The sequence below is a fragment of the [Clostridium] aerotolerans DSM 5434 genome (assembly GCF_000687555.1).
Lineage (GTDB): Bacteria > Bacillota > Clostridia > Lachnospirales > Lachnospiraceae > Lacrimispora > Lacrimispora aerotolerans.
On the sequence record NZ_JHWJ01000002.1, the window covers coordinates 291,634 to 316,903 of the forward strand.

At 44.2% G+C, this 25,270-nt stretch carries 21 protein-coding genes and 1 pseudogene; 5 read left to right on the top strand and 17 right to left on the bottom strand.

Translation table 11 applies throughout. The features are described from left to right. Window positions 1-76: 76 nt before the first annotated feature. On the bottom strand, window positions 77-2,704 hold the full coding sequence (gene ppdK, locus T546_RS0104110; protein ID WP_026890534.1) for a pyruvate, phosphate dikinase: 2,628 nt from the start codon (window positions 2,702-2,704) through the stop codon (window positions 77-79). Window positions 2,705-3,148: 444 nt separating this feature from the next. On the opposite strand from ppdK, the gene T546_RS0104115 reads away from it, so the two are divergent. The 4 genes from T546_RS0104115 (at window position 3,149) to T546_RS0104135 (ending at window position 8,109) form a co-directional block, all read left to right on the top strand. Further along, complete coding sequence (locus T546_RS0104115; protein ID WP_026890535.1) at window positions 3,149-4,312, top strand: BMP family lipoprotein; 1,164 nt, start codon at window positions 3,149-3,151, stop codon at window positions 4,310-4,312. Between the two features lie 205 nt (window positions 4,313-4,517). Further along, window positions 4,518-6,053, top strand: a complete 1,536-nt coding sequence (locus T546_RS0104125; RefSeq protein WP_026890536.1) for an ABC transporter ATP-binding protein — start codon at window positions 4,518-4,520, stop codon at window positions 6,051-6,053. Next, entirely contained in the window at window positions 6,050-7,159 is a 1,110-nt protein-coding gene (locus T546_RS0104130; RefSeq protein ID WP_026890537.1) for an ABC transporter permease, read from the top strand. The genes T546_RS0104125 and T546_RS0104130 overlap by 4 nt, the downstream gene beginning before the upstream one ends. Next, complete coding sequence (locus T546_RS0104135) at window positions 7,156-8,109, top strand: ABC transporter permease (RefSeq protein ID WP_026890538.1); 954 nt, start codon at window positions 7,156-7,158, stop codon at window positions 8,107-8,109. The genes T546_RS0104130 and T546_RS0104135 overlap by 4 nt, the downstream gene beginning before the upstream one ends. 105 nt (window positions 8,110-8,214) lie before the next feature. Here T546_RS0104135 and T546_RS0104140 read toward each other — a convergent pair whose 3' ends face one another. From T546_RS0104140 to T546_RS0104180, 10 genes and pseudogenes are all read right to left on the bottom strand, one after another. Next, window positions 8,215-8,670, bottom strand: coding sequence for a hypothetical protein (locus T546_RS0104140; protein WP_026890539.1), 456 nt, complete (start codon window positions 8,668-8,670; stop codon window positions 8,215-8,217). Window positions 8,671-8,862: 192 nt separating this feature from the next. Beyond that, window positions 8,863-10,011 (bottom strand): SGNH/GDSL hydrolase family protein, encoded by a 1,149-nt coding sequence (locus T546_RS0104145; RefSeq protein WP_026890540.1) that lies wholly within the window; start codon window positions 10,009-10,011, stop codon window positions 8,863-8,865. Further along, window positions 9,956-11,722 carry a phospho-sugar mutase gene (locus T546_RS22805; protein WP_084326147.1) on the bottom strand — a complete coding sequence of 589 codons (1,767 nt, stop codon included), beginning with the start codon at window positions 11,720-11,722 and terminating at the stop codon, window positions 9,956-9,958. The genes T546_RS0104145 and T546_RS22805 overlap by 56 nt, the downstream gene beginning before the upstream one ends. Further along, window positions 11,719-12,816 (bottom strand): SGNH/GDSL hydrolase family protein, encoded by a 1,098-nt coding sequence (locus T546_RS22810; RefSeq protein ID WP_242842185.1) that lies wholly within the window; start codon window positions 12,814-12,816, stop codon window positions 11,719-11,721. Before T546_RS22810 ends, T546_RS22805 begins: the two co-directional genes overlap by 4 nt. Next, window positions 12,809-13,981 (bottom strand): glycoside hydrolase family 130 protein, encoded by a 1,173-nt coding sequence (locus T546_RS26300; RefSeq protein WP_026890541.1) that lies wholly within the window; start codon window positions 13,979-13,981, stop codon window positions 12,809-12,811. Before T546_RS26300 ends, T546_RS22810 begins: the two co-directional genes overlap by 8 nt. Window positions 13,982-14,095: 114 nt before the next feature. After that, window positions 14,096-15,154, bottom strand: a pseudogene (locus T546_RS26305) (AGE family epimerase/isomerase); the annotation flags it as partial. Window positions 15,155-15,177: 23 nt separating this feature from the next. Then, window positions 15,178-16,191, bottom strand: coding sequence for a glycoside hydrolase family 130 protein (locus T546_RS0104165; RefSeq protein ID WP_026890542.1), 1,014 nt, complete (start codon window positions 16,189-16,191; stop codon window positions 15,178-15,180). Window positions 16,192-16,201: 10 nt separating this feature from the next. Then, the gene (locus tag T546_RS0104170) at window positions 16,202-16,990 is read right to left on the bottom strand and encodes a carbohydrate ABC transporter permease (RefSeq protein ID WP_156951294.1); all 789 of its coding nucleotides are present in this window, start codon (window positions 16,988-16,990) and stop codon (window positions 16,202-16,204) included. Window positions 16,991-17,046: 56 nt separating this feature from the next. Further along, window positions 17,047-18,015 (bottom strand): carbohydrate ABC transporter permease, encoded by a 969-nt coding sequence (locus T546_RS0104175; protein WP_026890544.1) that lies wholly within the window; start codon window positions 18,013-18,015, stop codon window positions 17,047-17,049. A 30-nt stretch (window positions 18,016-18,045) separates the two neighbouring features. Beyond that, window positions 18,046-19,428 carry an ABC transporter substrate-binding protein gene (locus T546_RS0104180; RefSeq protein ID WP_051629592.1) on the bottom strand — a complete coding sequence of 461 codons (1,383 nt, stop codon included), beginning with the start codon at window positions 19,426-19,428 and terminating at the stop codon, window positions 18,046-18,048. Between the two features lie 311 nt (window positions 19,429-19,739). Here T546_RS0104180 and T546_RS0104185 point away from each other — a divergent pair, with 311 nt between their 5' ends. Beyond that, window positions 19,740-20,630: an AraC family transcriptional regulator gene (locus tag T546_RS0104185; RefSeq protein WP_026890546.1), complete on the top strand. Its 891-nt coding sequence runs from the start codon at window positions 19,740-19,742 to the stop codon at window positions 20,628-20,630. Here the strand turns inward: T546_RS0104185 and T546_RS0104190 are convergent. From T546_RS0104190 to T546_RS0104215, 6 genes are all read right to left on the bottom strand, one after another. Then, a complete protein-coding gene (locus T546_RS0104190; RefSeq protein WP_026890547.1) occupies window positions 20,627-21,643 on the bottom strand; it encodes a LacI family DNA-binding transcriptional regulator in 1,017 nt (338 codons plus the stop codon). The genes T546_RS0104185 and T546_RS0104190 overlap by 4 nt on opposite strands. Before the next feature lie 154 nt (window positions 21,644-21,797). After that, window positions 21,798-22,451, bottom strand: a complete 654-nt coding sequence (fsa, locus tag T546_RS0104195) for a fructose-6-phosphate aldolase (protein ID WP_026890548.1) — start codon at window positions 22,449-22,451, stop codon at window positions 21,798-21,800. Between the two features lie 33 nt (window positions 22,452-22,484). Beyond that, window positions 22,485-22,859, bottom strand: a complete 375-nt coding sequence (locus tag T546_RS24490; RefSeq protein ID WP_024836983.1) for a VOC family protein — start codon at window positions 22,857-22,859, stop codon at window positions 22,485-22,487. A gap of 10 nt (window positions 22,860-22,869) precedes the next feature. Beyond that, entirely contained in the window at window positions 22,870-23,508 is a 639-nt protein-coding gene (locus T546_RS0104205) for an RpiB/LacA/LacB family sugar-phosphate isomerase (protein WP_026890549.1), read from the bottom strand. After that, window positions 23,505-24,440, bottom strand: coding sequence for a transketolase family protein (locus T546_RS0104210; protein WP_026890550.1), 936 nt, complete (start codon window positions 24,438-24,440; stop codon window positions 23,505-23,507). Before T546_RS0104210 ends, T546_RS0104205 begins: the two co-directional genes overlap by 4 nt. A 3-nt stretch (window positions 24,441-24,443) precedes the next feature. Then, a complete protein-coding gene (locus tag T546_RS0104215; protein WP_026890551.1) occupies window positions 24,444-25,256 on the bottom strand; it encodes a transketolase in 813 nt (270 codons plus the stop codon). Between the last annotated feature and the right edge of the window lie 14 nt (window positions 25,257-25,270).

The window sequence follows — 25,270 nt, forward strand, 5'->3', positions numbered from 1 at the left end:
ATTATCAACCGTATCTTGTATGAAACTTTCATCTTACAACACCCTCTACCATCGATAAACGATGTAATTTTAACGATTAATTATTATTCAATGCTGCCTGTGCTGCTGCCAGTCTGGCAATGGGCACACGGAATGGAGAACAGGAAACGTAGTCCAGACCAATCTTGTGGCAGAACTCCACAGAGGAAGGATCTCCGCCGTGCTCGCCGCAGATACCTACATGCATATCAGGGCGTACTGACTTACCAAGCTTTACAGCGGTCTCCATCAGCTTACCTACACCAATTTGATCCAGTTTTGCAAATGGGTCATTCTCAAAAATCTTGGTGTTATAATAAGCATTTAAGAATTTGCCGGCATCATCTCTGGAGAAGCCATAGGTCATCTGAGTTAAATCGTTGGTTCCAAAGCAGAAGAACTGTGCGTCCTTTGCAATATCGTCTGCCATAAGAGCAGCTCTTGGAATCTCGATCATAGTACCTACTTCATATTTTAAGCTGCTTCCTGCTGCTGCAATCTCTGCATCAGCGGTTTCCACAACAATGTTCTTAACGAACTTAAGCTCTTTTTCGTCACAGATAAGAGGAATCATGATCTCAGGACAAACGTTCCAGTCTGCATGAGCCTTCTGAACATTGATGGCTGCACGGATAACTGCTTTTGTCTGCATTCTTGCAATTTCAGGATATGTAACGGTCAAACGACAGCCTCTGTGTCCCATCATTGGGTTGAACTCATGAAGGGAATTGATGATATTTTTAATCTGTGCCACGGTCTTACCCTGAGCATCGGCAAGCTTTTTAATATCATCCTCATCAGTAGGAACGAACTCATGAAGAGGTGGATCCAGGAAACGAATGGTAACAGGATTTCCTTCCAGAGCCTCATACAGTGCTTCAAAATCTCCCTGCTGAACCGGAAGGATCTTTTCAAGAGCTGCTTCTCTTTCCTCTACGGTATCAGAACAGATCATCTCACGGAATGCATCAATTCTGTCACCTTCAAAGAACATGTGCTCGGTTCTGCAAAGACCGATGCCCTCTGCTCCAAGCTCTCTTGCCTTTCTGGCATCAGATGGAGTATCTGCATTGGTTCTTACTTTCAGTCTTCTATATTTGTCGGCCCATGTCATGATTCTTCCGAACTCACCTACAATGGCTGCATCCATGGTTGGAATGATTCCGTCATATATCTTACCGGTAGATCCGTCAATGGATAACCAGTCGCCTTCATGGAACTCTTTGCCAGCCAGTGTAAACTTCTTATTTTCTTCATCCATAGCGATTTCAGAACAGCCGGATACACAGCAGGTTCCCATTCCACGGGCAACAACCGCTGCATGGGAGGTCATACCGCCTCGTACCGTTAAGATACCCTGAGCTGCCTTCATGCCCTCGATATCTTCTGGTGATGTCTCAAGACGCACCAAAATAACCTTCTCACCTTTTTCTTTCCATTCCTTTGCATCATCGGCAGTGAATACAATCTTACCGCAAGCGGCTCCGGGAGATGCTGCAAGAGCTTTCCCGATTGGCTCTGTACTCTTTAATGCCTCGCTGTCAAATTGTGGGTGGAGAAGGGTATCTAAGTTTCTTGGGTCAATCATCTTGACTGCCTTTTCCTCTGAAATCATTCCTTCATCAACCAGATCACAGGCAATGGTTAAAGCAGCCTTAGCGGTCCGCTTTCCGTTTCTGGTCTGAAGCATATATAATTTCTTATCTTCAATGGTGAATTCCATGTCCTGCATGTCGCGGTAATGGTCTTCCAGCGTGTTACAGATTTCTACGAATTTGTCGTAAGCTTCCGGCAATTCATCCTTTAGCTGATCGATCTTTCTTGGAGTACGGACACCTGCAACGACGTCCTCGCCCTGAGCATTCATTAAGAACTCACCCATAAGGTGCTTTTCTCCGGTTGCCGGGTTACGGGTAAATGCAACACCAGTTCCTGATGTCTCACCCATATTTCCAAATACCATCATCTGAACATTGACTGCAGTTCCCCAGGAATATGGAATATCATTGTCGCGCCTGTAAATGTTGGCCCGCGGATTATCCCAGGAACGGAATACTGCTTTTACTGCTTCCATAAGCTGAGTCTTTGGATCATCGGGGAAATCCTCACCGATTTTTGCTTTGTACTCATCACGGAAGAGATAAGCCAGTCTCTTTAAGTCCTCAGCCGTTAAATCAACGTCTTCTGTGACTCCTTTTTCCTTTTTCACCTTGTCGATTAATTCTTCAAAATATTTCTTTCCGACTTCCATTACTACGTCAGAAAACATCTGGATAAATCTACGGTAGCAGTCCCAGGCCCACCTTGGATTTGATGATTTTGCGGCCAGAACTTCAACCACCTCTTCGTTTAAGCCTAGATTTAAGATGGTGTCCATCATTCCCGGCATGGACGCTCTTGCACCGGAACGGACAGAAACCAGGAGAGGATTTTCTTTGTCGCCAAATTTTTTTCCTGCAATCTCCTCCATCTTAACGATGTATTCCATGATTTGACCCATGATCTCATCATTGATTTTTTCGCCGTCTTCATAATACTGGGTACAGGCTTCTGTTGTAATGGTAAACCCCTGAGGTACTGGAAGACCCAGATTCGTCATCTCTGCCAGATTGGCCCCCTTGCCCCCTAAGAGATTCTTCATCTCAGCATTGCCCTCGGTAAACAGATAAACCCATTTTTTTGCCATAAGTAAAGTTCCTCCTCAAAAATGTGTTGGTTAGTTTACTCTTCCACTATATTCCAAATCGGAAAAGTCATGCAAATATTATAACATAAATAGACGCCTAGTAAATAGCTTTTCCCAGTTTTTTATATAAAATTTCGTCATTTTTCGATACAATTATACTTTTTTCGCGCTTATAGTCTGTCTTTTTCTTATATGCGATTATAGGTCGTATATACGAATTTATGGGACAAATATCATTTTTTTGCTCTTTATTTAGGAAGCTTCCAGTAATTGGAAGTGACAAATTTGGTAAAAACCGTATAATAAACTGGGAGATATAAAACCACGTTTATTTGCCATGGATTTTCGGTAAAATAACATCAAATAAGATTGTCTAAGAAACAAAAATATGATACATTATTGTTATCTCTGAAAAACAATCAATAATAGGAGGAAAAAAGCATTATGAAAAAGAGAGCATTAGCATTGGCTATGGCAGTTTTAATGACTGCTTCCTTAAGCGCATGTGGTTCTTCCAAGCCTGGCACATCTACAACTGCTGCGCCTGCGGAAACAACGACTGCTGCTGCAGAATCCAAGGGGGATACTTCCAAAAAGTCTGACTCCTCCACCGGATACGAGATCGCGTTGGTTACAGACTTAGGAACCATCGACGACAAATCATTTAACCAGGGTGCCTGGGAAGGAATGAAGAAATACGCTGAGGAAAAAGGAATCTCCTACAAGTACTATCAGCCACAGGAAGGAACCACTGATTCCTATCTTGAGACCATTGGTCTTGCAGTGGAAGGCGGAGCTAAGTTAGTTGTCTGTCCTGGTTTCTTATTCGAGGAGCCTGTTTTCATGGCTCAGGATCAGTACAAAGATGTTAGCTTTATCCTTCTCGACGGAGAGCCACACAATGCTGACTATTCCGAAAAAAGAATTGAGAAAAATGTAATGCCTATCCTTTTCCAGGAGGACGAGCCTGGTTTCTTAGCCGGCTACGCTGCTGTTAAAGATGGCAATACAAAGCTTGGTTTCTTAGGCGGTATGGCTGTTCCTGCAGTTGTTCGTTTCGGATACGGTTTTGCAGAGGGTGCTGACTACGCTGCAAAAGAATTAGGCATTGATAACATTGAAATTATGTACAACTATACTGGTGCATTTGCTGCTACACCTGAAGCACAGTCTATGGCTGCTTCCTGGTTCCAGAACGGAACTCAAGTCATCTTCGGCTGCGGTGGTGCGGTTGGTAACTCCGTAATGGCTGCTGCTGAAGAAAAAGGCGGTAAGATGATCGGTGTTGACGTTGACCAGAGCTTTGAATCACCATCTGTTATTACCTCTGCTATGAAACAGCTCTCAGTTTCTGTATATGATGGCGTAAAGGCTTACTATGACAATCAGTTCCCAGGCGGCAAGACAAGCATCTTCACCGCAAAGAACGACGGTATCGGCCTTCCAATGGAAACTTCCAAGTTCACAAAGTTTACAAAAGAAGACTACGATAAGATTTACGGCGTGTTAAAAGAAGGTAAAGTAACACTCGTTCAGCCTTCTCAGGATAACAACAATCCTAACGTTGACTTAAAGCTTGAAAAAACAAAAATCAATTTTGTAGAATAATCTGCAAAAATAGCCCTGGGGGCATACCACGATGCTCCTTATAGGAGCAGATAGGAGGAAAGGAGATGCCGTTTGTTCACCAGTCAATTAAGACATGGTTTCTTACGGCATCTCCTTTCTCTATTTATAAGAAAAATAATCTAAGGCATATTTTGAAGAATTGGTACCGGGTCCCATAGTCAGGTACCGTAGTTAGGGGGATTTTATGGACTATATTATTGAGATGCTGCACATCACAAAAGAATTTCCCGGTATCATCGCCAACGATGACATTACACTGCAGTTAAAGAAAGGCGAGATACACGCCCTGCTTGGTGAAAACGGCGCAGGGAAATCCACTCTTATGAGTGTTTTATTTGGTCTGTACCAGCCGGAAAAAGGTGTGATTAAGGTTCGCGGTAAGGAAGAAAAGATTACCGGACCACTGGATGCCAATACCTTAGGAATCGGCATGGTTCATCAGCATTTTAAGCTGGTTGAGAATTTTACCGTACTGCAGAACATTGTTCTTGGTATGGAAACAACGAAGCGGGGCTTCTTAAAGATGGACGACGCCCGCAAAAAAGTAATGGAATTAAGTGAAAAATATAAATTGTTCGTGAACCCGGATGCCCTCATATCGGATATTACGGTGGGCATGCAGCAAAGGGTCGAGATTCTTAAAATGCTTTACCGTGATAACGAAATTATGATTTTTGACGAACCCACAGCGGTTTTGACCCCTCAGGAGATCGATGAACTGATGCAGATCATGAGAGACCTGGTAAAAGAAGGTAAATCCATACTGTTCATCACTCACAAGCTCAATGAAATCAAGGCGGTTGCAGACCGTTGCAGCGTACTGCGCCGCGGTAAATATATTGGAACTGTAGACGTAGCAGGTACCACAGCAGAGGAAATGTCTGAGATGATGGTAGGCCGTAAGGTGAATCTGACGGTTGACAAAAAGCAGGCAGCTCCCGGTGAAGTGGTACTGGAAATCAAAAACCTTTCTGTAGAAGCCAAACGGGAAGGACAGAAAAAGAAGCTGGTTCATGATGTTAATTTCCAGGTAAAAAGAGGCGAAATCGTCTGCATCGCAGGAATCGACGGAAACGGCCAGACAGAGCTGATCCATGCGATCACCGGTATCTCTGATATGAGTTCCGGTACCGTTTCTATTAACGGGGAAGACATGACGAAAAAAAGCATCCGCTATAAAAATACCCATGGCTTGTCCCACATACCGGAAGACCGTCATAAACATGGCCTCGTTCTGGAATATAACCTGGCTTACAACATGATTTTACAGCAATATTTTGAATCCGGTTTCCAAAGCGGTACATTTTTAAAGAATGATAAGATTTATGAATATGCGGAAAAGCTAATTGGGGATTACGATATCAGAAGCAGCGAAGGCCCATTTACCATCTCCCGCAGCATGTCAGGCGGCAACCAGCAAAAAGCAATTGTTGCCAGAGAGATTTCCAAATCACCTGACATCCTTTTGGCAGTTCAGCCTACCAGAGGTCTTGATGTAGGTGCCATTGAGTACATCCACAATCAGCTGATCAAACAGAGAGATGCTGGCGCGGCTATCCTTTTGGTTTCTCTGGAATTAGATGAAGTTATGAATTTAAGCGACCGTATTTTAGTCATGTTCGAAGGCGAGATTGTCGCTGACTTAGATCCTGAGAATGTTACGGTTCAGGAACTGGGTCTTTACATGGCAGGCGCAAAGAAAGAAGGTGAGCGGTCATGAAACAGAAATCAACCAATAATTACACAGGCATACTCTCTTCCATTTTTGCCATTGTTTTAGGACTTATTGTAGGTCTTATTGTCCTGTTCTTCTGTAATTCCGAACAGGCACTTCCGGGCTTTGCCACCATTTTAACTGGTGCATTTACCCATGGTGCAAAAGGAGTTGGTCAGGTCTTTTACTATGCCACTCCCATTATCTTAACCGGTCTTTCCGTAGGGTTCGCCTTTAAAACAGGGCTCTTTAATATCGGAACTCCCGGACAGTTTATCATGGGCGCCTTTGGTGCGGTATACGTTGGAATCATGTTCACCTCATTAGGTCCGGTTCACTGGATCGCAGCTCTTCTTACCAGCGTTTTATTTGGAGCTTTATGGGGACTGGTGCCAGGACTTTTAAAAGCTTATTTTAACGTGAATGAAGTGATTGCTTCTATTATGATGAACTACACCGGAATGTATCTGGTAAACTGGATCGTAAAAAGCTATAAGCCGCTGTTTAACAATCTGCGGAACGAATCCCGTAATGTAGCAGTCACAGCCAATATTCCTAAGATGGGCCTTGATAAGATCTTCCCAGGCTCCAGTGTAAACGGAGGCATTATCATTGCGATCTTAGTCGTTATTTTAATCTGGCTGATCTTAAATAAGACAACCTTTGGCTATGAGCTAAAGGCAGTAGGCTTTAACCGGGATGCCAGCAAATACGCGGGTATCAACGAGAAAAAGAGCATTATCCTTTCCATGGTGATCGCAGGTGCCATTGCAGGACTGGCAGGCGGCTTATTATATCTGGCAGGAACCGGTAAGCATATTGAGATTAAGGATGTATTGCCTTCTGAAGGCTTTACCGGAATCTCTGTTGCTCTTCTTGCTCTTAATAACCCCATCGGAATCCTTTTCTCCGGTATCTTTATTGCTTACTTAACAGCCGGCGGATTTTATCTCCAGCTATTTGAATTTTCAACCGAAATTATTGATATCATCGTAGCCGTTATTATCTACTTCAGTGCCTTTGCCTTAATGGTCAAGCTGCTGATCAGCAAGCTCCACGGCAGAAAGTCGACCACTTCAGAACAGTCCAGGGAAGGAGGAAAGAAATCATGAATGTAGTTTACTTTATCTTTCAGCAGACCATGTATTTCATGATCCCTCTTATGATCGTTGCCTTAGGTGCCATGTTCTCTGAGCGAAGCGGTATCATTAACATCGCTTTGGAAGGAATTATGACCATGGGCGCATTTACAGGAGTTCTGTTTTTAAGCCTTACAGGGGCAAGCATGAGCGGTCAGAGCCAGCTTATCATCGCTGCAGTGATCTCCATGGCAACAGGAATGGTATTTTCTCTCTTCCATGCCTATGCTTCCATTAACATGAAATCCGATCAGGTTATAAGCGGTACTGCCCTTAATATGTTCGCTCCCGCATTCGCCATCTTCGTAGCACGTGTCATTCAGGGCGTTCAGCAGGTACCTTTTAGCAACACCTTCCGTATCGTCTCTGTTCCAGTGTTAGGTAAGATTCCATTTATCGGACCTCTCCTGTTCCAGAATGCATACATTACCACTTATATTGGAATCGCTATCTTTATTCTCTCTTATGTGGTGCTTTATAAGACAAGGTTTGGACTTCGCCTCCGTTCCTGCGGTGAGCACCCTCAGGCAGCTGATGCGGCAGGAATCAACGTATATCATATGCAGTATGCCGGAGTGCTCATATCCGGCGCTCTGGGCGGACTTGGAGGACTTGTCTTTGTAGTTCCCACCTCCACCAACTTTAACGCCGATGTAGCCGGTTACGGCTTCCTGGCACTGGCTGTACTCATCTTCGGACAGTGGAAGCCGGTGAACATTATGTTTGCCTCCCTGTTCTTTGGACTCATGAAGGCTGTGGCATCTGCTTACTCCGGAATCCCATTTTTACATTCCCTGGGCATTCCAAGCTACTTCTACAAGATGGTGCCATATATTATTACTCTGATTGTACTGATCTTTACCTCCAGAAACTCTCAGGCTCCTAAGGCAGAGGGTATTCCTTATGATAAAGGACAAAGATAGTAAATGATAATAGGGAAAGGACCTTGGAAATGTCTTTTCAGACAGACCAAGGTTCTTTTTTTGCACCAGTTTTATCAATATTATGTGAAGAGGCCTTGTGTCCATTTAACGAACTGTAAACTTCTTACCTCGTCTGATAGAGCCGTCACTGTTCCATTCTGTGTAGACGTATGGACCACCGTCTGTGGTTCCATTTTCCGTAAAGTAATGGTTGGTACCATTGTAATCAATTGGGCCAGTCATCATTTTCAGGGTACTGGTATTAAAGTAATAGACATTGTCATTGATCTTCATTATTCCCCCCTGAAGCTCACCGGTATCAGACGCATAATACCAGGTATTATCTCTTTGAATCCACCCGGTACGCATAAGCTGGTCATTGCCAAAGAAAAACCAATGGCTTTTATAATTGACCCAGTTATTGGTACAATAATCCCCTGATCCCCACTGGTACTTTACTCCCTGTGGTGTGGTGACAAATCCGGCCGCAAATGAAGATATCGCGCTTCCTATCGATAAAGCCATAGATAGTGCTGTAACTACTAAATACTTTCTTTTCATAGGTTTGACCTCCTTATCAATGCATTAGCATTTGGATTTGCCTAGAGTATATAACTGGATCGGTTTCAAGTCAACAAAGTTCAGGTATCCGTAAAGATATGTAAATGAAATGTAAATATTTGGTAATAATGCGTGAAACCTTAAGAAAACTGTAAATATTTTTCAATTTGAGAAATAAATTTCACAATTTTACTACATCAGGCAGTGTCTGTCCATGGGGGTATTTGACCCGATTTCCTTCCCGGACTGTATGAGGGATACCAGATAAAATGGGGTTTCCTCTTCCTCCACTCCTTTTAGAATCTCAATTTCAACCACATGCTTTCCCGGCGTTCCGTGATGAAGGAGATTGGTCAGCGCGAGACAGTCTCCCCACTCCTCATCGAAGTTTCCGTCCAGAATGACGCCATGATCCCTGTCTCCATCAAGATAGGCTGCTGCCACTGGCGCAGGTCTCTTTATGGTTCTTCGGTATTGTACCGAAAGGCTGCTGCCCTCCGTCTCAAAAACAATACGGTCCCCACTGCATCGGCTGATCCAGCCTCCTTTAAAGACATCTGTTACTCCGTTTTTTATAGAATCATCGCGTAGAAAGCCCCTGCACTGGAACGGAGTTATGTTATTTTGTATCCGACTGGCGTCCTGGTAGCTGCACGGAGTTAAAGGAACTGGCATATTGGGTTGACCTGTATCCTCTGACGGTACAGGATCCATTCCTTTTATTTCCTCCAAAGCTATGATGATTAAATCAGCAATCTTTTTATGTCCCTCGTCATTGGGATGAAGCCCATCGGGAGTTATGTCTTTTATGGCTGTCTTGCCGTCTAATATGTCCTGATAGAGAGTTTCCTTTATGGAAACATAAGGGATGGAATAATGGTCCAGGACTTTCTTATGACGCTCCAATGCCGAGCTTCCATCTTCATAAAATGCATTGCACAAAGCCATGACTCCAGGTCTTTTAGAGTGGGATAAAATACGCACAATCAGGCTTTCATATGTTTCCATGAAAAAATCCGTATTGTCATCATTGACCGAAAAATCAAGAATTATAAAATCCGGGTTACGGGAAAGAACATCTTCCTGAGCTCTGGCTGCACCGAATAAGGAATTGGTCCCCCCAATTCCGGCATTGATGTAGGTAAAGCTTGCATTAGGAAATGTTTTCTTCCACCACTCATATACAAGATAAGCATAACAGGTTACTGGTTTTGTGGCTAAAGAGCCCTGAGTGATGGAACCGCCAAGAAACGCCAGCACCACATGCTTTCCCTCCTGAGCCTTTTTAACTGCCTGAACGATATCTCTTGGATTCTCTAAGTGAATCCCACGTAATTTCATCCTTCTCCCCCTTTTCTATGCTGGTTAAAACATCTTTCTTCAACGCTTTTAGCTTTTCATCGGCATCATGAAATGATTTTCCTTTTACTCCAAAATAAAACTTGATTTTAGGCTCCGTTCCAGAAGGTCTTATGGCAAACCAGGCATCCTCCGATAAGAGGAAGCGAAGTACGTTTGATTTGGGAAACCTTCCAGATACCCCTTCTCCTGTTTCATAATCTTCCTTTTTTATTATCTTAAAGCCACCTGCCATTTCCGGTGAATGGGTTCGGAAGGTCTCCATAATTTTGTTCATTTGAGTCAGACCATCTTCTCCTTTTAAGGTTACAGATTCCAGACACTCCTGATAGTAGCCAAATTCTTTATATAGCTGATTTAATTCTTCCCAGACAGAGCTGTCCTTTGTCTTATAATAGGCCGCGGCCTCGCACAAGACCATGACCGCTGAAATGGCGTCCTTATCTCTGACACAGGTCTCCACCAGACAGCCGCAACTTTCCTCAAAACCAAACTGGTAGGTGAATTCCTCAGATTCTTCAAAGATTTTCATCTGCTCTCCTATGTACTTAAACCCGGTTAAGACCTCAATCAGCTTCATTTTATACTTCTCTGCCAGAGGTCTTGCCATTTGCGTGGTTACAATGGTTTTTACTACAGCTCCTTTCAAGGGGAGATTTCCTGTTTCCTTTCTCCTTAAGAGAAGATAATTGCATATTAATATTCCGGTCATATTCCCGGTCAAACGGCAGTATTTACCGGTTTGGTCATCCCTTACATAAACACCCATACGGTCTCCATCAGGGTCCGTAGCCAGAACAAGATCAGCGACTGCCTTTTCGGCAAGCTTAAGAGCCAGCGCAAAGGCACTTTCTTCTTCCGGGTTTGGGGACTTTACTGTCTTAAAATCACCGTCTGGTTCCATCTGCTCCTCGACAGTAAACACATTGGTAAATCCCAGATGGGATAACAATCGCCGTACCGGCAGATTCCCGGTGCCATGAAGAGGCGTGTATACAATATTCACTCCCTTTGCGGCCTGTAATAGAGCCTTGGGAGATGATACCCATTGTTCCATTTCCTTTATGTAAGCGTCCTCCAGCTCATCTCCGATCCAATGAAGCAGTCTCTTTTCTTCTGCCTCTTCCAACGGAAGTCTCTTGATGGAACCATAATCCTTTATTCCGGTGATACATCGTCCTATTTCCTTATCCTTTGGAGAAGTAATCTGTGCCCCATCATCCCAGTATACCTTATATCCGTTGTATTCCGGTGGGTTATGGCTGGCTGTGATAACAATACCAGCAGCAAGAGAAAGGCTGCGAATGGCATATGAAAGTAAGGGGGTAGGTGTCAGTCTGGAAAACAAGTAGACCGGAATCTGGTTTCCGGCCAGACATCTGGCTGTCTCTTCAGCAAATTCCCTGGACATATGTCTGGAATCATAGGCGATACCAACGCCCTTTTCCCATTTTCCACTCTCTTTAAGATAATTGGCTAGTCCCTGAGTCACCCTCGCCACCGTATACCGGTTCATCCGGTTGGTTCCGGCTCCCATAACTCCTCTGATTCCTCCAGTGCCAAATTCCAGTTCCTTTGAAAAGCGATCCTTAATTTCTTCTTTCTGGTTCCTGATTGCTTCCAGCTCTTTTCCTGTTTCATGGGAAAACAAAGGACTGGTACACCAATATTCATACTGATCTATATATGTCATAATCTGCTCTCCATCAAATGACCATCAAAACCGAATTCATCCCGCCAGATTTCTTCTCCTAAACCATTGATATACTCCGACAGCTCTCCGGCCATTTCCTCTGCTTCTGGAATCCTGATATGTCCCGGTGTTCCACAACCGTTTCTCTTATAAAGGAAATGAGATACACGGTCATCCTTAAGTGTACTCCACACTTCTTCGATTGTCCTGTCCCAGTTATGGTGATGGCACAGTATGGTTGTTGTCAGGATTAGAAATGCCTGTGGATAGAGTTCTCTTAACTTCTGTATAAAACAGGTGTAGTGGGCCCTCCATTCCATTGCTTTCTGACCATCATAATCTTCCTTCATGAAATCCTCTGGGTGGCTGTCATTTTGACCCAAAGCTATAATTACTACATGAGGACGATACTCCTTAAAGTCCCACAGACTGGTTCTTCCTATTGTGGGTTGGTACTGAACCTTATCATAGACCCACTCCATACCAATGGGCCTTGGAGATTCAAACCAGCCCGTTCCATTTCTAAGGGCAATTCCGCCCTGGGAGATATTGTGGATGGAGGCATGAAGCTTTCTTGCCGTCATCCAGGCATAAGAGTACCAGCTATTGGAGTACTCTCCCTGATGAACCGGGTCAACTTTTCCCACATAATCAGTGGCTTCTGATACCTCTCCTGCACTGACAGAATCCCCGTAAACCTCGATTCTCCGTTTGGGCAAAGGCTCTGGTTCCATGAGGGAACCGCCCTTTGGCAGTAGAAAGCCCTCTAGGGAAATGGTATGGCAGGAATCCTGACGCTTGAACAGCAACAGGCTGTGCCTGCCCTCTCCCAGTTCCTTTCCCAGACAAAGACTGGTTTTTCCTTCCCCGGGAAGTTTTGCTTTTCTCTGGCCTCCATCTAAAATCCAGCCAATGTAATTATCCCAGTATACGGAATGGTTCTCCAGTTCTACTTCAACAGAGTCTCCTATAAATTCCAGCCTTACAAAACTGCAGGGATAAATAAACTCCGGCCGCCCCTTGTCATCTCTTCCGATCCTGCCACAGTACTGCAAAAAGGGGTGGTCTGCTTTTATAAACAGCTTCTCATTCATACCTTATAAGCTCCTTATTCTTGTGAATCAGGGCAATTCTCTGCCTCACACAATCAGCACTCCTTAAAGGGTCCTCAGGCGTAGAAAACACGTAATCCATCAGCTTCTCTACAGTGGTGACTGCCACATGGATTCTGGTATCTGAGGAAGCATAATAAAGATATACCTCTCCATTTTCACGGGCAATTGCCCCATTGGTAAAGACCACATTGGAAACATCTCCTACCCGTTCCTCTCCTCTTGGTCCAAGAAGAAGGCCAGAAGGCTCTGCTATGACTTTAGATGGCTCTTTTAAATCTGTTGCAAAGGCATAGAGAACATATCTGAGTCCTGCTGCCGTATACCTGACTCCGTGAGCGATGTGGATCCAGCCAGCCGGTGTTTTAATGGGAACAGCCCCGGCTCCATTTTTCGCTTCTGTTATGGTATGATAACGGCGTTTGCTGGTGATGATTTCTTCGTCTATGACTCCGTGGCGGATATCCTTGCAAAGGCCAAAGCCAATTCCACCGCCGCTTCCAGTCTCAATAAAGTCATCCATGGGTCTTGTATAAAACCCGTAACAGCCATTTACAAATTCAGGGTGAAGCATGACATTGCGCTGCTGAGGGGAACGAAGTGTCTTAAGATTATCAAGACGCTCCCAGGTTTTTAAATCCTTTGTTCTGACAATACCTGCCTGGGCCACTGCTTTTGATAAATCAGAAGAAGTGGAGTCGTGGCTTTCTGAGCAGAATACCCCGTAAATCCAGCCGTCCTCATGCTTTGTCAGCCTCATATCATACACATTAGTTTCTTCCGGGCAGGTGTCAGGAAGAGTGACTGGTTCTTCTAAGAAGCGGAAACCATCGATTCCATTCTTGCTTTCTGCTACCGCAAAAAATGATTTCCGGTCGTTTCCTTCCACCCTCGCAATGAGATAAAACTTTCCATTTAATTCAATGGCTCCGGCATTCATCACTGCATTGATACCAAGACGCTCCATAAAATAAGGATTGGTGTTCCAGTTAACATCATATCTCCAGGTAAGAGGCACATGGTCCCTGGTCAGGACCGGGTATTTATATCGGTCAAAGATGCCGTTATACCAATCTGTCTTTTCATTCCTCCTGCCAATTAACTGATCCTGCCTGTTCTTTTCCGCTTCATACCGCGGGTGAAGAATGCCAAGTCTCTTTATGACTTCCATGCACATTCTTCCATTGTGATAAGGACATTTCCAAGGCTCCACCAGAGGATCGTCACCAGAAGGTGCTTCCCCTCCACAAATCCGGTAGAACCATTCTGACCCGGGTCTTTGGTCCACCACCCGTTTTTTTATGTAGCTCCAGATATCCTCTGCGGCTTTAAAGAACCTGGTATCCTCCGGCTGTTTCTCCCAGGCATTTAAAAATCCCACCACGCCCTCTGCCTGAACCCACCAGATCCGGTCTTCATCGGCTCTGCCATTTTCCCATTCATTTAAAAGGCTATGGTCTTTATAAGCCAGCTCATAGACCTGTTCAGCCAGCATTCTGGTCAATGGTTCCATTCTCTTTTGATATTCCGAATCTCCTAACATTCCGGTACAACGGTCAATAAGCCAGGAAGCCTCTATGTCATGACCATAGGAATGAAGGTCTAAAAGGGATTTCCAGTCATTGTCGAAAAATACCTCCAGCCGCCTTTTTTCAGTATTAAACACACGGCTTTCAAGTACATCTAAAAGATGCCTCAGGGTTTTAGCCACTCTGGGAGCATGGTCCACCCGGTAAAGCTCTGTATACGCCTCCAGCAGGTGAAGCAGCGTGTTCATGGTTCTTTCTGCCATGACTCCGTGCTCTGAAAGCTTATCATTTCTGATAGGGTGGAAGGAAGAATCATAAGCTTCTCCGTAACCATCCATAGACCGGAAGGAATGCTCAATCTGGTCAAAAAGATCATAAGCAAGACCCAACGCCTCTGGTTGCCGGGAGGCATCGTAATAGGCTGATAGGGCGTAGACGGCAAACGCCTGATTATAGGTGTGTTTTGTCCGGTCCACCGGCTTTCCATCGTAGGATACCGACCAGTACACCCCTCCTTCTGCCCGGTCCAGACAGAAGTTTTTTAGGAACCGAAAACTATGATCCGCGTAATCCAGAAGGTCCTTTCGCTTTAAAGTCAGAGAAGCATTGGAAAAGAACCATAATATCCTGCTGTTTAAGATAACTCCCTTATCTGCCTTTTCATCCACCTTAAGGTCATGGCCCACGTAGCCGTAATAGCCTCCGTACACCTCATCCTTTAATCCTTCCCAGAATGGGAGCAGCTTTGTCTCCAGATGCTCCCTCATTTCTTCTGCCATCGTTTCCTTCATGTATTACTCCCTTTCTGTCCCTGCTATCGTCTTCCTGGTTCCTGGTCCTCTTCCGTTAAAACACTATGTTCCTTTATGTAAGTGACTATTTCCTCTGCCCTTGTAAAGGCCAGGGCCACGTAGCTGTCTGCCGCGCCGTAATAGATGGCTATTCTTCCATCCTCCGGGTCACAGATCGTGGCGCAGGGGAAGCAGACATTGGGAACAAATCCCCGTTCCTCATACCAGGTTTCAGGGGTCAGAAGGAAATTTTCACACCGGTATTTGACCACGGAAGGATTGTCGATATCTAAAATAGCCCCCCCAATGCTGTATACGAATCCATTGCAGGTGCCGGATACCCCATGGTAAAATAAGAGCCAGCCTTCATTGGTCTCAATAGGAGCTGCACCTCCCCCAATCTTTAAGGATTGCCACCATTCCTTGCCCTTTCCCATTACGTGGCGGTGTTTTCCCCAGTAAACAAGATCCGGGCTCTCGCTTAGAAAAATATCTCCAAAAGGGGTATGACCGCTGTCACTGGGACGAGAGAGCATCATAAAATTCCCATTTACCTTTCTGGGAAATAAGACGGCATTCCGGTTAAATGGAAGAAAGGGATTCTCGAGCCTGACAAACGTCTTAAAATCCTGTGTTTTTGCCATACCAATGGAAGCTCCGTAAAAATCCTGACACCATATGATATAGTAGGTGTCCTCCACCTTTACCAGACGGGGATCATAGGCATATCTTGGCATGAACTCCTGACCTTCCTCGTCGACGAACGTAATCTTTTCTTCTTCAAACTCCCAATGAATTCCGTCTTTGCTTCTGCCAAGATAAATATAGGGAATTCCATTGTTCTGCTCTCCCCGGAACACGCCGATAAAGCTGTTCTCATAGGGAATCACGGCAGAATTAAATATCCTGGCCACATGATCTATGGGATTTCTTCCGATAATAGGATTTTCTGTATAGCGCCAGATTGGGGATCCTGTACATGTTCCTGCTGGCTCCTGCCATGGCATTGCCTTTATTTTAGGTGTATATAATTTCATGGTTTTCCTCCTAACCTTTGACTGCTCCCTGAGTCAGTCCGCTGTATATTTGTTTCTGACAGAATATAAATACAAAAAGTGCTGGCAGCAAGGTAATGATTACACCTGCGCAGATATAGTTATACTGGCTGCCAAGTGGCCCTGTAAATTTATAGAGAGACGTAGCCACGGTTACCAGACGGTTCTTATCCTGGAGATATAAGTTTGCCATATAGTATTCGTTATAAGTCCCAACGCCTTTTAATATCATCACCGTTATGATGGCTGGTTTTAAAAGGGGCATTAATACCCGGAAAAATACACCGAAATACGTGCAGCCGTCCATAATGGCTGACTCATCTAAGGATATTGGTATGTTTTCAAAAAACTGAATGAAGATGTAAATGGAGATTACATCGGTTCCCATCATCAGAATAATGTATCCTGTAAGGGTATTGATTAAGTGAAATTCATACATCAGCTGATAGACCGATACCTGCATGGCGATTCCAGGCAGCATGGCTGCAAATAAAAAGAGATTCCTGATGAGCCCATTTCCAAGAAACTTAAAACGGTTCAATATGTAGGCAAGCATGGAACCTGTGAGCACGGAACCAAGGAGAACAAATACTAAAATTACAAGGGAATTGCGAAATGCAGTTGCCATATTCGCCTGATTCCATGCCTGAATAAAGTTTCCTCCATACAGCCAGTTTTGAGGTAAAGTCATGACATTGGTGGAAGCATATTCTTTTTCTGTTTTACATGCAGTTATGACGCATACCACCACAGGAGTCACGGATACAAAAGCGCCCGCCATAAGAGTCAGATATTGAAAGAACTTCCATAATCGCTTTTTTACTTTATGACGATTCACTAAGCCCCCTCCTTTCGGGAGATCATTTCTCTTTTTCTCCTCAGCCTCTTTTCCCGCCAGGAATCCTCTTCCCCTTCTCCGAAGAAATATCTAAAAATAAGTTTCTGGAACAGAGTGGCTGCCAGAATGATCACAAGCAGAATCACAGCCATTGCAGAAGCGAGGCCTACCTTTTGATTTTCATGAGCCAGTTTATTCATGACCACAAAATAAGTTGCGGTCCCAAAGCTTCCGTTGGTAATGACATAGGGTGGTTCAAATGCGCTTAGGGAACCAGTGATGGACAAAATCAGATTGAGGACAATAACAGTCTTAATGCTTGGAAATACGATATACCGGAATTTTTTCCATTCATCTGCCCCATCTATAGCAGCCGCCTCATACATGGTGGAATCCACGGACATAATGGCACCGATAAATAAAACCATGTTCTGTCCCATGTACCTCCATATCGAGGTAGCCGCTATGGAAATATTATTGATCCGTGTATCTTTCAGCCAGTAAGGCAACTGATCCTGTGTAAAGCCGAACCAGGAAAGGACAGTATCGAAAACAAACCCTCTGGTATAGAAAAACTTGAAAATAAAGCCTACTGCGATTCCACAGATGAGATATGGAAAAAACATAAACCCCTTAAACAAATTACCACACCGGATATTGGTACTGAGTACGGAAGCAAAGTAAAGAGCCAGGGACATCTGAACAAAGCATGCCCCTATGTAGTAAAGACTCAGTCTCAATGCTTTAAAGCAATCATCTCTTTGAAACACATCCAGATAATTTTGTATTCCTACATATTCCCTTTTTCCAATGTACTTCATATCGAAAAAGCTAAAGCCCATCATTTTCACAAAAGGAATATAGGTAAATACCAAAAGCAGGAATACGGGTATAAACATAAATGTCAGGATGACAAGCCACCGGTTCACTTTCCCCTTTTGGAGCCATTTCACCACATGGGCCGCCATGTTCGATCTTTTACTCAAAGCTGTCTCCTCCTACTTTATCGCTCCGAACTTTTTCTGAGAAGCAGTCCATCTGGCATTCCAGTCAGCCATGATCTCATCAAGAGTCGGAGAACCGGTTGTGGCTGCTTCCAGGATTTTAGAGACTCCGTCGGGGGATACGTTAAGGCCTACCTCAGAATCATTGTTGATATCATTGTAAAGCGTCTCCTCTCCCTCTGGAGCCGGGTTATCGATGACTAATTCAATTCCATCAAACATCTTATAGACGTCCGGATACTTTTCCCCTACGCAGATGGGAATCCCGCCCTGGTCATAGGCAAAATTAGACTTTTCCGTAAGCCATTTGATGTAAAGCATGGAAGCGATCTGATTATCCTGGCTGCTGTTCAAATTAATGCCATAATTATAATCGGGAGCTGCGGAGACATATTGTTTTCCATTTACAGTAATAGGAAATGGCATATATCCGATGTCATCCCCATGATCTCCTGCCCCCTGCATCTGAACTACAGACCAGGAGCCCAGTGCCATGGTCGCAATCTTACCGCTGTTCATCATGCCCTTGCTTCCCTCCCAGTCCGTTGTGGTTGGATCTTCTTCCGTCAGTCCTCGTTTCACAGCCTCATATAAAACGTAATAAACCGCATAAGGTCCTGTCATATCTGCCCGCTTTTCAAATGGATTTTTGCTGTGGAGCAGCTCATTGTTGGCAAAGTCCGGATCTCCTGTGGCAGATCCTGTAATATAGGCATCCCAGGCCGTCATCGTCCAGTTTGCCGCGAAATTGGTATACATGGGAATCGCGTCTGTATTATCCTTGATTTTCTGTAAGGCTGCCAGAAAATCGTCGGGCGTTTTGGGAAGCTCCGTAATCCCTGCATCTGCAAAAACCTTTTTGTTATATACAATTCCCTGTACATTTCCCATAGACGGGATTCCATAGACCACATTTTTATAGGAATAGTTATTCAGCATGACGTACTTCTTTTCCAGCTCTGTGATATCTCCAAAAGGAAGGAAATAATTTTTCAGTTCATTCTTATCGATCTGAGTAGGAACCATGCAGATATCGCCCCAATCTCCTGTGGTGAGTCTGGTAATAATATCATCCGCATAACTGGTGATTCCTTCGTATGTAATTGTTACGCCCGGATACATCTTCTGGAATTCTTTTATGTAATCCTGAAAGACCGTATCAATGATATCTGTCTTGTGTGTGATAAATCTTAAATCTGCTTTGATATCCTTATAATCTTCTCCCACCTTCAAATCTGTAAATTTAGGCAGCTCAGCTGCCTTCTCTTCTTTGGCTGCCTGGGTTGCTGTGGCTTTTGCGCCGCCGCAGCCTGCCAGGGAAGCAGCCATCACTGCCGCCAGTCCTGCCGCCCCAATTCGTTTCCAAACCTTCATCATGCTTCCTCCTTCATTATTTAATCCTGTTAATTTCAGGATTTTATTAATTTATTTTAAGTTAATTTAAGTATATTTTAAAGTTAATCCATATTCATCGACCATTCTTGCGACTTATCATGAATCCTTGTTTATTTTTATGCACTACCTCTGTTTTATATCATTTATTTCATTTTTTTTGTTTATATTGTTATATTTATCCTGGATTTTAGTAAGACACTTTCGTTATAAATGATTTTTTTATTCTGTTTTTAACTTTAATTTTATGGTTTATTATGCTAGACTATAAAAAAACAGATGAAAAGAGGTGCGTTTTGGAATTCAACAAACTTTTTTTAGCTCATTTATTAAGTAATAACAAGCTAACTTCTGCTTTCAGTGCCAGCCAGTGTCTGCCCCCTGAATATCCCCTTAAACCAGAAGATGGTGATTCCTTACTTTCCCTGATGGCAGCCGGATATATGAATACCTGTTACCCTTACCGTTACGAAATTACAGATCTTCCCTGCTTTTGTATTCTGTATACTGTATCAGGAAGCGGTGTGTACGAAACTGGTGATAAGAGGCTTTCCCTTTCACCCGAAACCTTTCTTTTTATCGATGGTTCTATCCGCCATAAAATTTACACAGAAAAAAACAGCTGGAATTATTACCAGCTGTTTATAGAAAAAACAAAATGCTTATTCTTTTTTAGAGAGTTTATAAAAACGTGGGGCAGTCTTACCGTCATTCCAGCCACCCCATATATCCTGTCTCTTTTTTCCCGCCTCACTGAGATTCCTGAATTCTTAAGCAGGGACAACTTAATCATCAATCACCGGCTTCTTACAGACCTGCTTACGGCTGCTGTCCTGCCTCCTTTTGCCTCCCAGTCTGATGTGGCCCCTCCTTATTTAAGGGAAATGAAAAAAATAATGGACACCCGGTACGCCTCTTCCCACAGCCTCACTCAATTTGAGCAGACACTGGGAATCAGCAGATACCGGCTGTCCAGAGAATTTCATGAGCTTTATCAGGTCCCGCCTTTGCAGTATTTAAACAGGCGGAGAATTGAAGAAGCAAAAAAGCTGCTTCAGGATCCAGCCATCACCGTGTACGAAGCAGGCCGGCGGGTGGGAATGGAAAACACCACTCATTTTATCCGTATCTTTCGCAAATACACAGGAACGACGCCTGCCAATTACAAAAATTCCCTGCCCACTTAGATTTCTGACACGCTTTTTTTCTTGACCAGTCCCCCTGCTACGATCTGGATTCCAGAAATGTAAGGCTCTTTTTTAATCTTACTTACCAGATTTTCCACTGCCAGTTCAGCCATTCTGTCTTTGTGCACATCATAGCTGGTAATAGGGACCTTCACTACTTTGTCCCATTCACAATTATCAAATCCAACAACAGAAATATCCTCCGGCACCCGATAACCAGCTTCTCTAAGCCCGTTGATCAGTACATCTGCCGTATAATCGCTGCTGCATGCAAATGCGGTCGGCATCTCATCAGGTAGCGGAATGGTCTCATATGCTCTATGACCAGCGGACAAGCTCCTGTCCTGAATGACCCATTCCTGTTTAAAAGAGATTTCCTGCTCCATAAGAGCCTTCCTGTAACCAAAATACCGGTCAGTGATGCTGCTGGTTGACATGGGGGTCCCAACAAAGGCGATTTTTTTATGACCGCATTTGATTAAATAATCTGTAAGGAGATACATCCCATAAAAACCATCGGATATGACGCAGTCATATTCCTGATTCGCCTCATAAAAATCCATGAAAACAACGGGTACATGGGGATTCTTCCACAAGAAACCGGAATATTCCTGGCTTGGCTGTCCGATTAAAATAACACCGTCCACCTTACCGTCTAAAATCATCTTTGGCATGGTAAGGGAGGCTTCCTCCTCCTGGTTCACAATTTCAAGTATGCAGTAATAGCCTCGCTCCGAGGCAGAAGTCACTACAAACTGATACATGTTCCAGTAAAAGGAATTGACTCTATCTAAAAATCCGGCTGGAATTAAAATTCCCAGATTCCCGGTCCCCTCCGGTCTTACTTTCTTGGAGGAAGTAACCATCTGATATCCCAGCTCGGCTGCAACTTCTTTGATCTTATTTCTCATATCCTCACTGACACCGCTTTTATCAGACATTGCCTTGGAAACGGTAACGGTGCTGACACCCACGATTTTGGCGATATGGGACAATGTAACAGCTTTTGACATAATATCCCCCTGTAATTTAAGTTAATGTAAGTATATTTTAACTTAAATATTTTGTCAATGTAAACTTAACAGATAAAAAAGAGGTTGCAACTAAAAAACCAGAGCATCAAAAGACAATTTATTTCATCTTCCAATGCTCTGGTTTCATTCAAACTTATTTACCAAACGCTTCCCTCTCATCTGCCCGGAACTTTTCAATTCCCTGGTCGGTCAGGGGATGCTTAGTCATCTGCATCAGTACGCCGTATGGAACGGTAGCTATGTCTGCTCCTGCCTTTGCACAGTCAATGATGTGAATGGGATTGCGTATGCTGGCTGCAATGATTTCTGTCTCGATTCCATGTATCTGGAAAATTTCAGTGATATCACGGATCAAATCAATGCCCGGCATGGAAATATCATCAAGACGGCCTAAGAAAGGAGAAACATAGGTAGCTCCTGCTCGTGCAGCCAAAAGCGCCTGAGCAGCGGAAAATACCAGCGTAACATTGGTTTTTATTCCTTCCGCTGTCAGCACCTTGACAGCCTTTAAGCCTTCTGCTGTCATAGGAATCTTTACTACCATATTGGGGTGAATGGCTGCAATGTCTCTTCCTTCTGCAATCATACCTTCCGCATTTTCGGTAGAGGCTTTTACCTCACCACTGATGGGACCGTCAACGATGGAGGTGATTTCTTTGATGACTTCATTAAAATCACGGCCTTCCTTGGCAATCAGGGAGGGATTGGTGGTAACTCCACAGATAATGCCCATATCACTTGCTTTTTTCACGTCTTCCGTATTTGCTGTATCTACAAAAAATCTCATTCCAGTTCTCCTTCGTCTATTTCATTTTCGAAACTAGCTTACCTTGCAGAATTCAATTTTTTCCCCGTTTGGTCCCTGAAAGAGAAAGAAACGATTGGTACGAGGTGCAAACATTTCATTGGACTCAATCCCATTGGAGATAAGAGTATGTCCCTGGGATACAATTTCATCATAAGCCTCTTCCAGATTCTCACAGGTCAGGGCTATATGGTCGATATTACCGATGGGCTTTTCATCCTGGCGTCTGGGGTAAAATTCTATGACGCAGGTTCCGCACTGAAGCATCCCCCTGATGCCCCCATCTACCAGCCGGGTAAATCCCAGATTTTCATAAAATGCTTTTGTGGCTTCCGGGTCATCGGTAGGAATTGCCACATGGGCAATTCCTGATGGTTTATTCTTAAGCATGTAATGCCTCCTAAGCAAGCAGACTCTTTACATACTCTGCTATTTTCTCATCCTTGCAATTTGCAAAGAACAGCTCGCTGAATTTCTCTCCGCCGATCGAACCCTTCACCAACTCCTGGTCAAGTCCCTTTAAGCAGGTTAAGATATCCTTTAAGTTGTTTTCTCTTACCACATCAAGAATCTTTTTGTTTCTCTGCTCTGGAACTGCACGCTCTCTTGGGTAGCCCTGACCGCTGGCTTCTGAGAATAATTTTTCAAAGGTATATTCCAGGTTAAGCTCTGCTCCCCAGCCAAAGCCTTTTGCAAATGGCATGGAAATAGCATTGCCGTCATTGATCTGAGCGAACATATATCCGTCACTTGGATCGCATACGTGGCCGCAGATAACTCCTGGGAAGCTGTTGCATGCCAGCATGGCACCTTCACCCGTTCCGCATCCGGTAATTACATAATCTGCTGCGCCGGAATTTAATAGGATGGCAGCGAGAATTCCGTTCTGTACGTAAGTGAGGGAACAGGCATCCTCTGGGGAATACATTCCGTAGTTATCAACTTCGTAGCCTTTCGCATCTGCTACCTTTTTTAAGCTGTTATAGATCAGTTCATTTTTTGCCGCCTGGCTGTTCTCGTTAATTAATGCGATTCTCATGCTTCCAACACTCCTTTAATCTGATGGTATACTTGATTTTCGCTCAGTCCGTATTCTTCTAAAAGCTCTTCCGGCTTACCAGATTGTCCAAACCGGTCCTGAACGCCAATCTTTTTAAATGTTACGTTACATTTATGTTCCAGAAGAACTTCACCTACTGCATCACCAAGTCCGCCGATGGTGCTGTGTTCCTCTACAGTTACTACTTTGCTGCATTTTGAAGCATATGTCAAGATGCATTCTTTATCAATTGGCTTTATGGTATGCATATTTACGACGGTAATGGACGTTCCTTCCGCTTCAAGCTTCTTCGCACATTCCAAAACGGTGGAGACCATGATACCACAGGCAAATACAACCAGATCCCCGCCTTCTTTTAATACGTTGGCTTTCCCAATGACAAAGGGCATCTCCTCTTCAAATACAGGACTTGGTAGTCTGGCAAGACGCAGATAAGCCGGTCCTTTCATCTCTGCCACTGCCTTGACCGCACGGTGTGTTTCACTGGCATCACAGGGAACCACGACTGTCATTCCTGGAATGACGCGCATGAGGGCAAGATCCTCAATGGCCTGATGGCTTCCGCCGTCTTCCCCAAGGGTAATGCCGGAATGTGTCATGCCAAGCTTAACATTGAAATTTGGATACGCTACACCGTTTCGCACCTGCTCATAGGCACGGCCTGCGCCAAAGATTGCAAAGGTGCTGCAAAATGGTATGTATCCCATCGTAGAAAGTCCTGCGCTCATATCCACCATATTGGCCTCTGCAATTCCTGCATTAAAGAACCGCTCCGGAAACTTCGCTCCAAAGGTTGCTGTCATGGTGGCATGGGCAAGATCCGCATCCATAACCACTACTTTTTCATTCTCTTCTCCAAGCTCAGCCAACGCTTCCCCGTATGCCACTCTGATTGCTTTTAATTCACTCATGTCTTAACCCTCCAGTTCCTTTAATGCCTGCTGTCTCTCGTCTTCGCTCGGTGCCTTTCCATGCCAGCCAACCTGGTTTTCCATAAAGGAAATGCCTTTTCCTTTTACGGTGTGTGCCAGGATGCATTTTGGTTTGCCTTCCATGGTACTGATGGAATAAGCGGCAAGAACTTCTTCTAAATTATTACCATCAGGTAGCTCCAGTACGTTAAAGCCAAATGCCTTAAATTTGGAATGAAGGTCTCCCAGTGACATGACCTGGTCATTGCTTCCATCAATCTGAAGTCCGTTATTATCGATGATAATCGTAAGGTTATCCAGGTGATAATTGGCTGCTGCCATGCAGGCCTCCCAGACCTGTCCTTCCTGAAGCTCTCCATCTCCTAAAAGAGTGAATACCTTGGTATCCTTATTCTGGGCTTTCGCTCCAAGGGCCATGCCAACTGCGATGGAGATTCCCTGTCCTAAAGAGCCAGTGGATGCATCCACACCAGGTACCTTTTTTGCATCCGGATGTCCCTGAAGAATGCTGTGAAGCTGTCTGAAATTCTTAAATTCCGATTTATCGAAAAATCCCATTTCTCCTAAAACCGCATAATAGCAGGGAGCTGCATGTCCTTTGCTTAATACGAAACGGTCACGGTCTTCCTTGTCAGGGTTCTTAGGATCGATCCGCATCTGGGTATAGAACAGGGCTGCCATTAATTCTACCGCAGAAAGGGAACCGCCTGGGTGACCACTGGCTGCATCTGCTGTCATATTAATAATATCTTTCCGGATATCACTGCATTTCTTTTTTAGTTCCATTATGTCCATCATTTATTGTGCCT

Excerpts from the sequence above, each read along its gene's own strand:
- ppdK (WP_026890534.1), bottom strand. The coding sequence starts at position 2,704 with ATGGCAAAAAAATGGGTTTATCTGTTTACCGAGGGCAATGCTGAGATG.
- T546_RS0104115 (WP_026890535.1), top strand. The coding sequence starts at position 3,149 with ATGAAAAAGAGAGCATTAGCATTGGCTATGGCAGTTTTAATGACTGCT.
- T546_RS0104125 (WP_026890536.1), top strand. The coding sequence starts at position 4,518 with ATGGACTATATTATTGAGATGCTGCACATCACAAAAGAATTTCCCGGT.
- T546_RS0104130 (WP_026890537.1), top strand. The coding sequence starts at position 6,050 with ATGAAACAGAAATCAACCAATAATTACACAGGCATACTCTCTTCCATT.
- T546_RS0104135 (WP_026890538.1), top strand. The coding sequence starts at position 7,156 with ATGAATGTAGTTTACTTTATCTTTCAGCAGACCATGTATTTCATGATC.
- T546_RS0104140 (WP_026890539.1), bottom strand. The coding sequence starts at position 8,670 with ATGAAAAGAAAGTATTTAGTAGTTACAGCACTATCTATGGCTTTATCG.
- T546_RS0104145 (WP_026890540.1), bottom strand. The coding sequence starts at position 10,011 with ATGAAATTACGTGGGATTCACTTAGAGAATCCAAGAGATATCGTTCAG.
- T546_RS22805 (WP_084326147.1), bottom strand. The coding sequence starts at position 11,722 with ATGACATATATAGATCAGTATGAATATTGGTGTACCAGTCCTTTGTTT.
- T546_RS22810 (WP_242842185.1), bottom strand. The coding sequence starts at position 12,816 with ATGAATGAGAAGCTGTTTATAAAAGCAGACCACCCCTTTTTGCAGTAC.
- T546_RS0104165 (WP_026890542.1), bottom strand. The coding sequence starts at position 16,191 with ATGAAATTATATACACCTAAAATAAAGGCAATGCCATGGCAGGAGCCA.
- T546_RS0104170 (WP_156951294.1), bottom strand. The coding sequence starts at position 16,990 with ATGGCGGGCGCTTTTGTATCCGTGACTCCTGTGGTGGTATGCGTCATA.
- T546_RS0104175 (WP_026890544.1), bottom strand. The coding sequence starts at position 18,015 with ATGGCGGCCCATGTGGTGAAATGGCTCCAAAAGGGGAAAGTGAACCGG.
- T546_RS0104180 (WP_051629592.1), bottom strand. The coding sequence starts at position 19,428 with ATGATGAAGGTTTGGAAACGAATTGGGGCGGCAGGACTGGCGGCAGTG.
- T546_RS0104190 (WP_026890547.1), bottom strand. The coding sequence starts at position 21,643 with ATGTCAAAAGCTGTTACATTGTCCCATATCGCCAAAATCGTGGGTGTC.
- fsa (WP_026890548.1), bottom strand. The coding sequence starts at position 22,451 with ATGAGATTTTTTGTAGATACAGCAAATACGGAAGACGTGAAAAAAGCA.
- T546_RS24490 (WP_024836983.1), bottom strand. The coding sequence starts at position 22,859 with ATGCTTAAGAATAAACCATCAGGAATTGCCCATGTGGCAATTCCTACC.
- T546_RS0104205 (WP_026890549.1), bottom strand. The coding sequence starts at position 23,508 with ATGAGAATCGCATTAATTAACGAGAACAGCCAGGCGGCAAAAAATGAA.
- T546_RS0104210 (WP_026890550.1), bottom strand. The coding sequence starts at position 24,440 with ATGAGTGAATTAAAAGCAATCAGAGTGGCATACGGGGAAGCGTTGGCT.
- T546_RS0104215 (WP_026890551.1), bottom strand. The coding sequence starts at position 25,256 with ATGGACATAATGGAACTAAAAAAGAAATGCAGTGATATCCGGAAAGAT.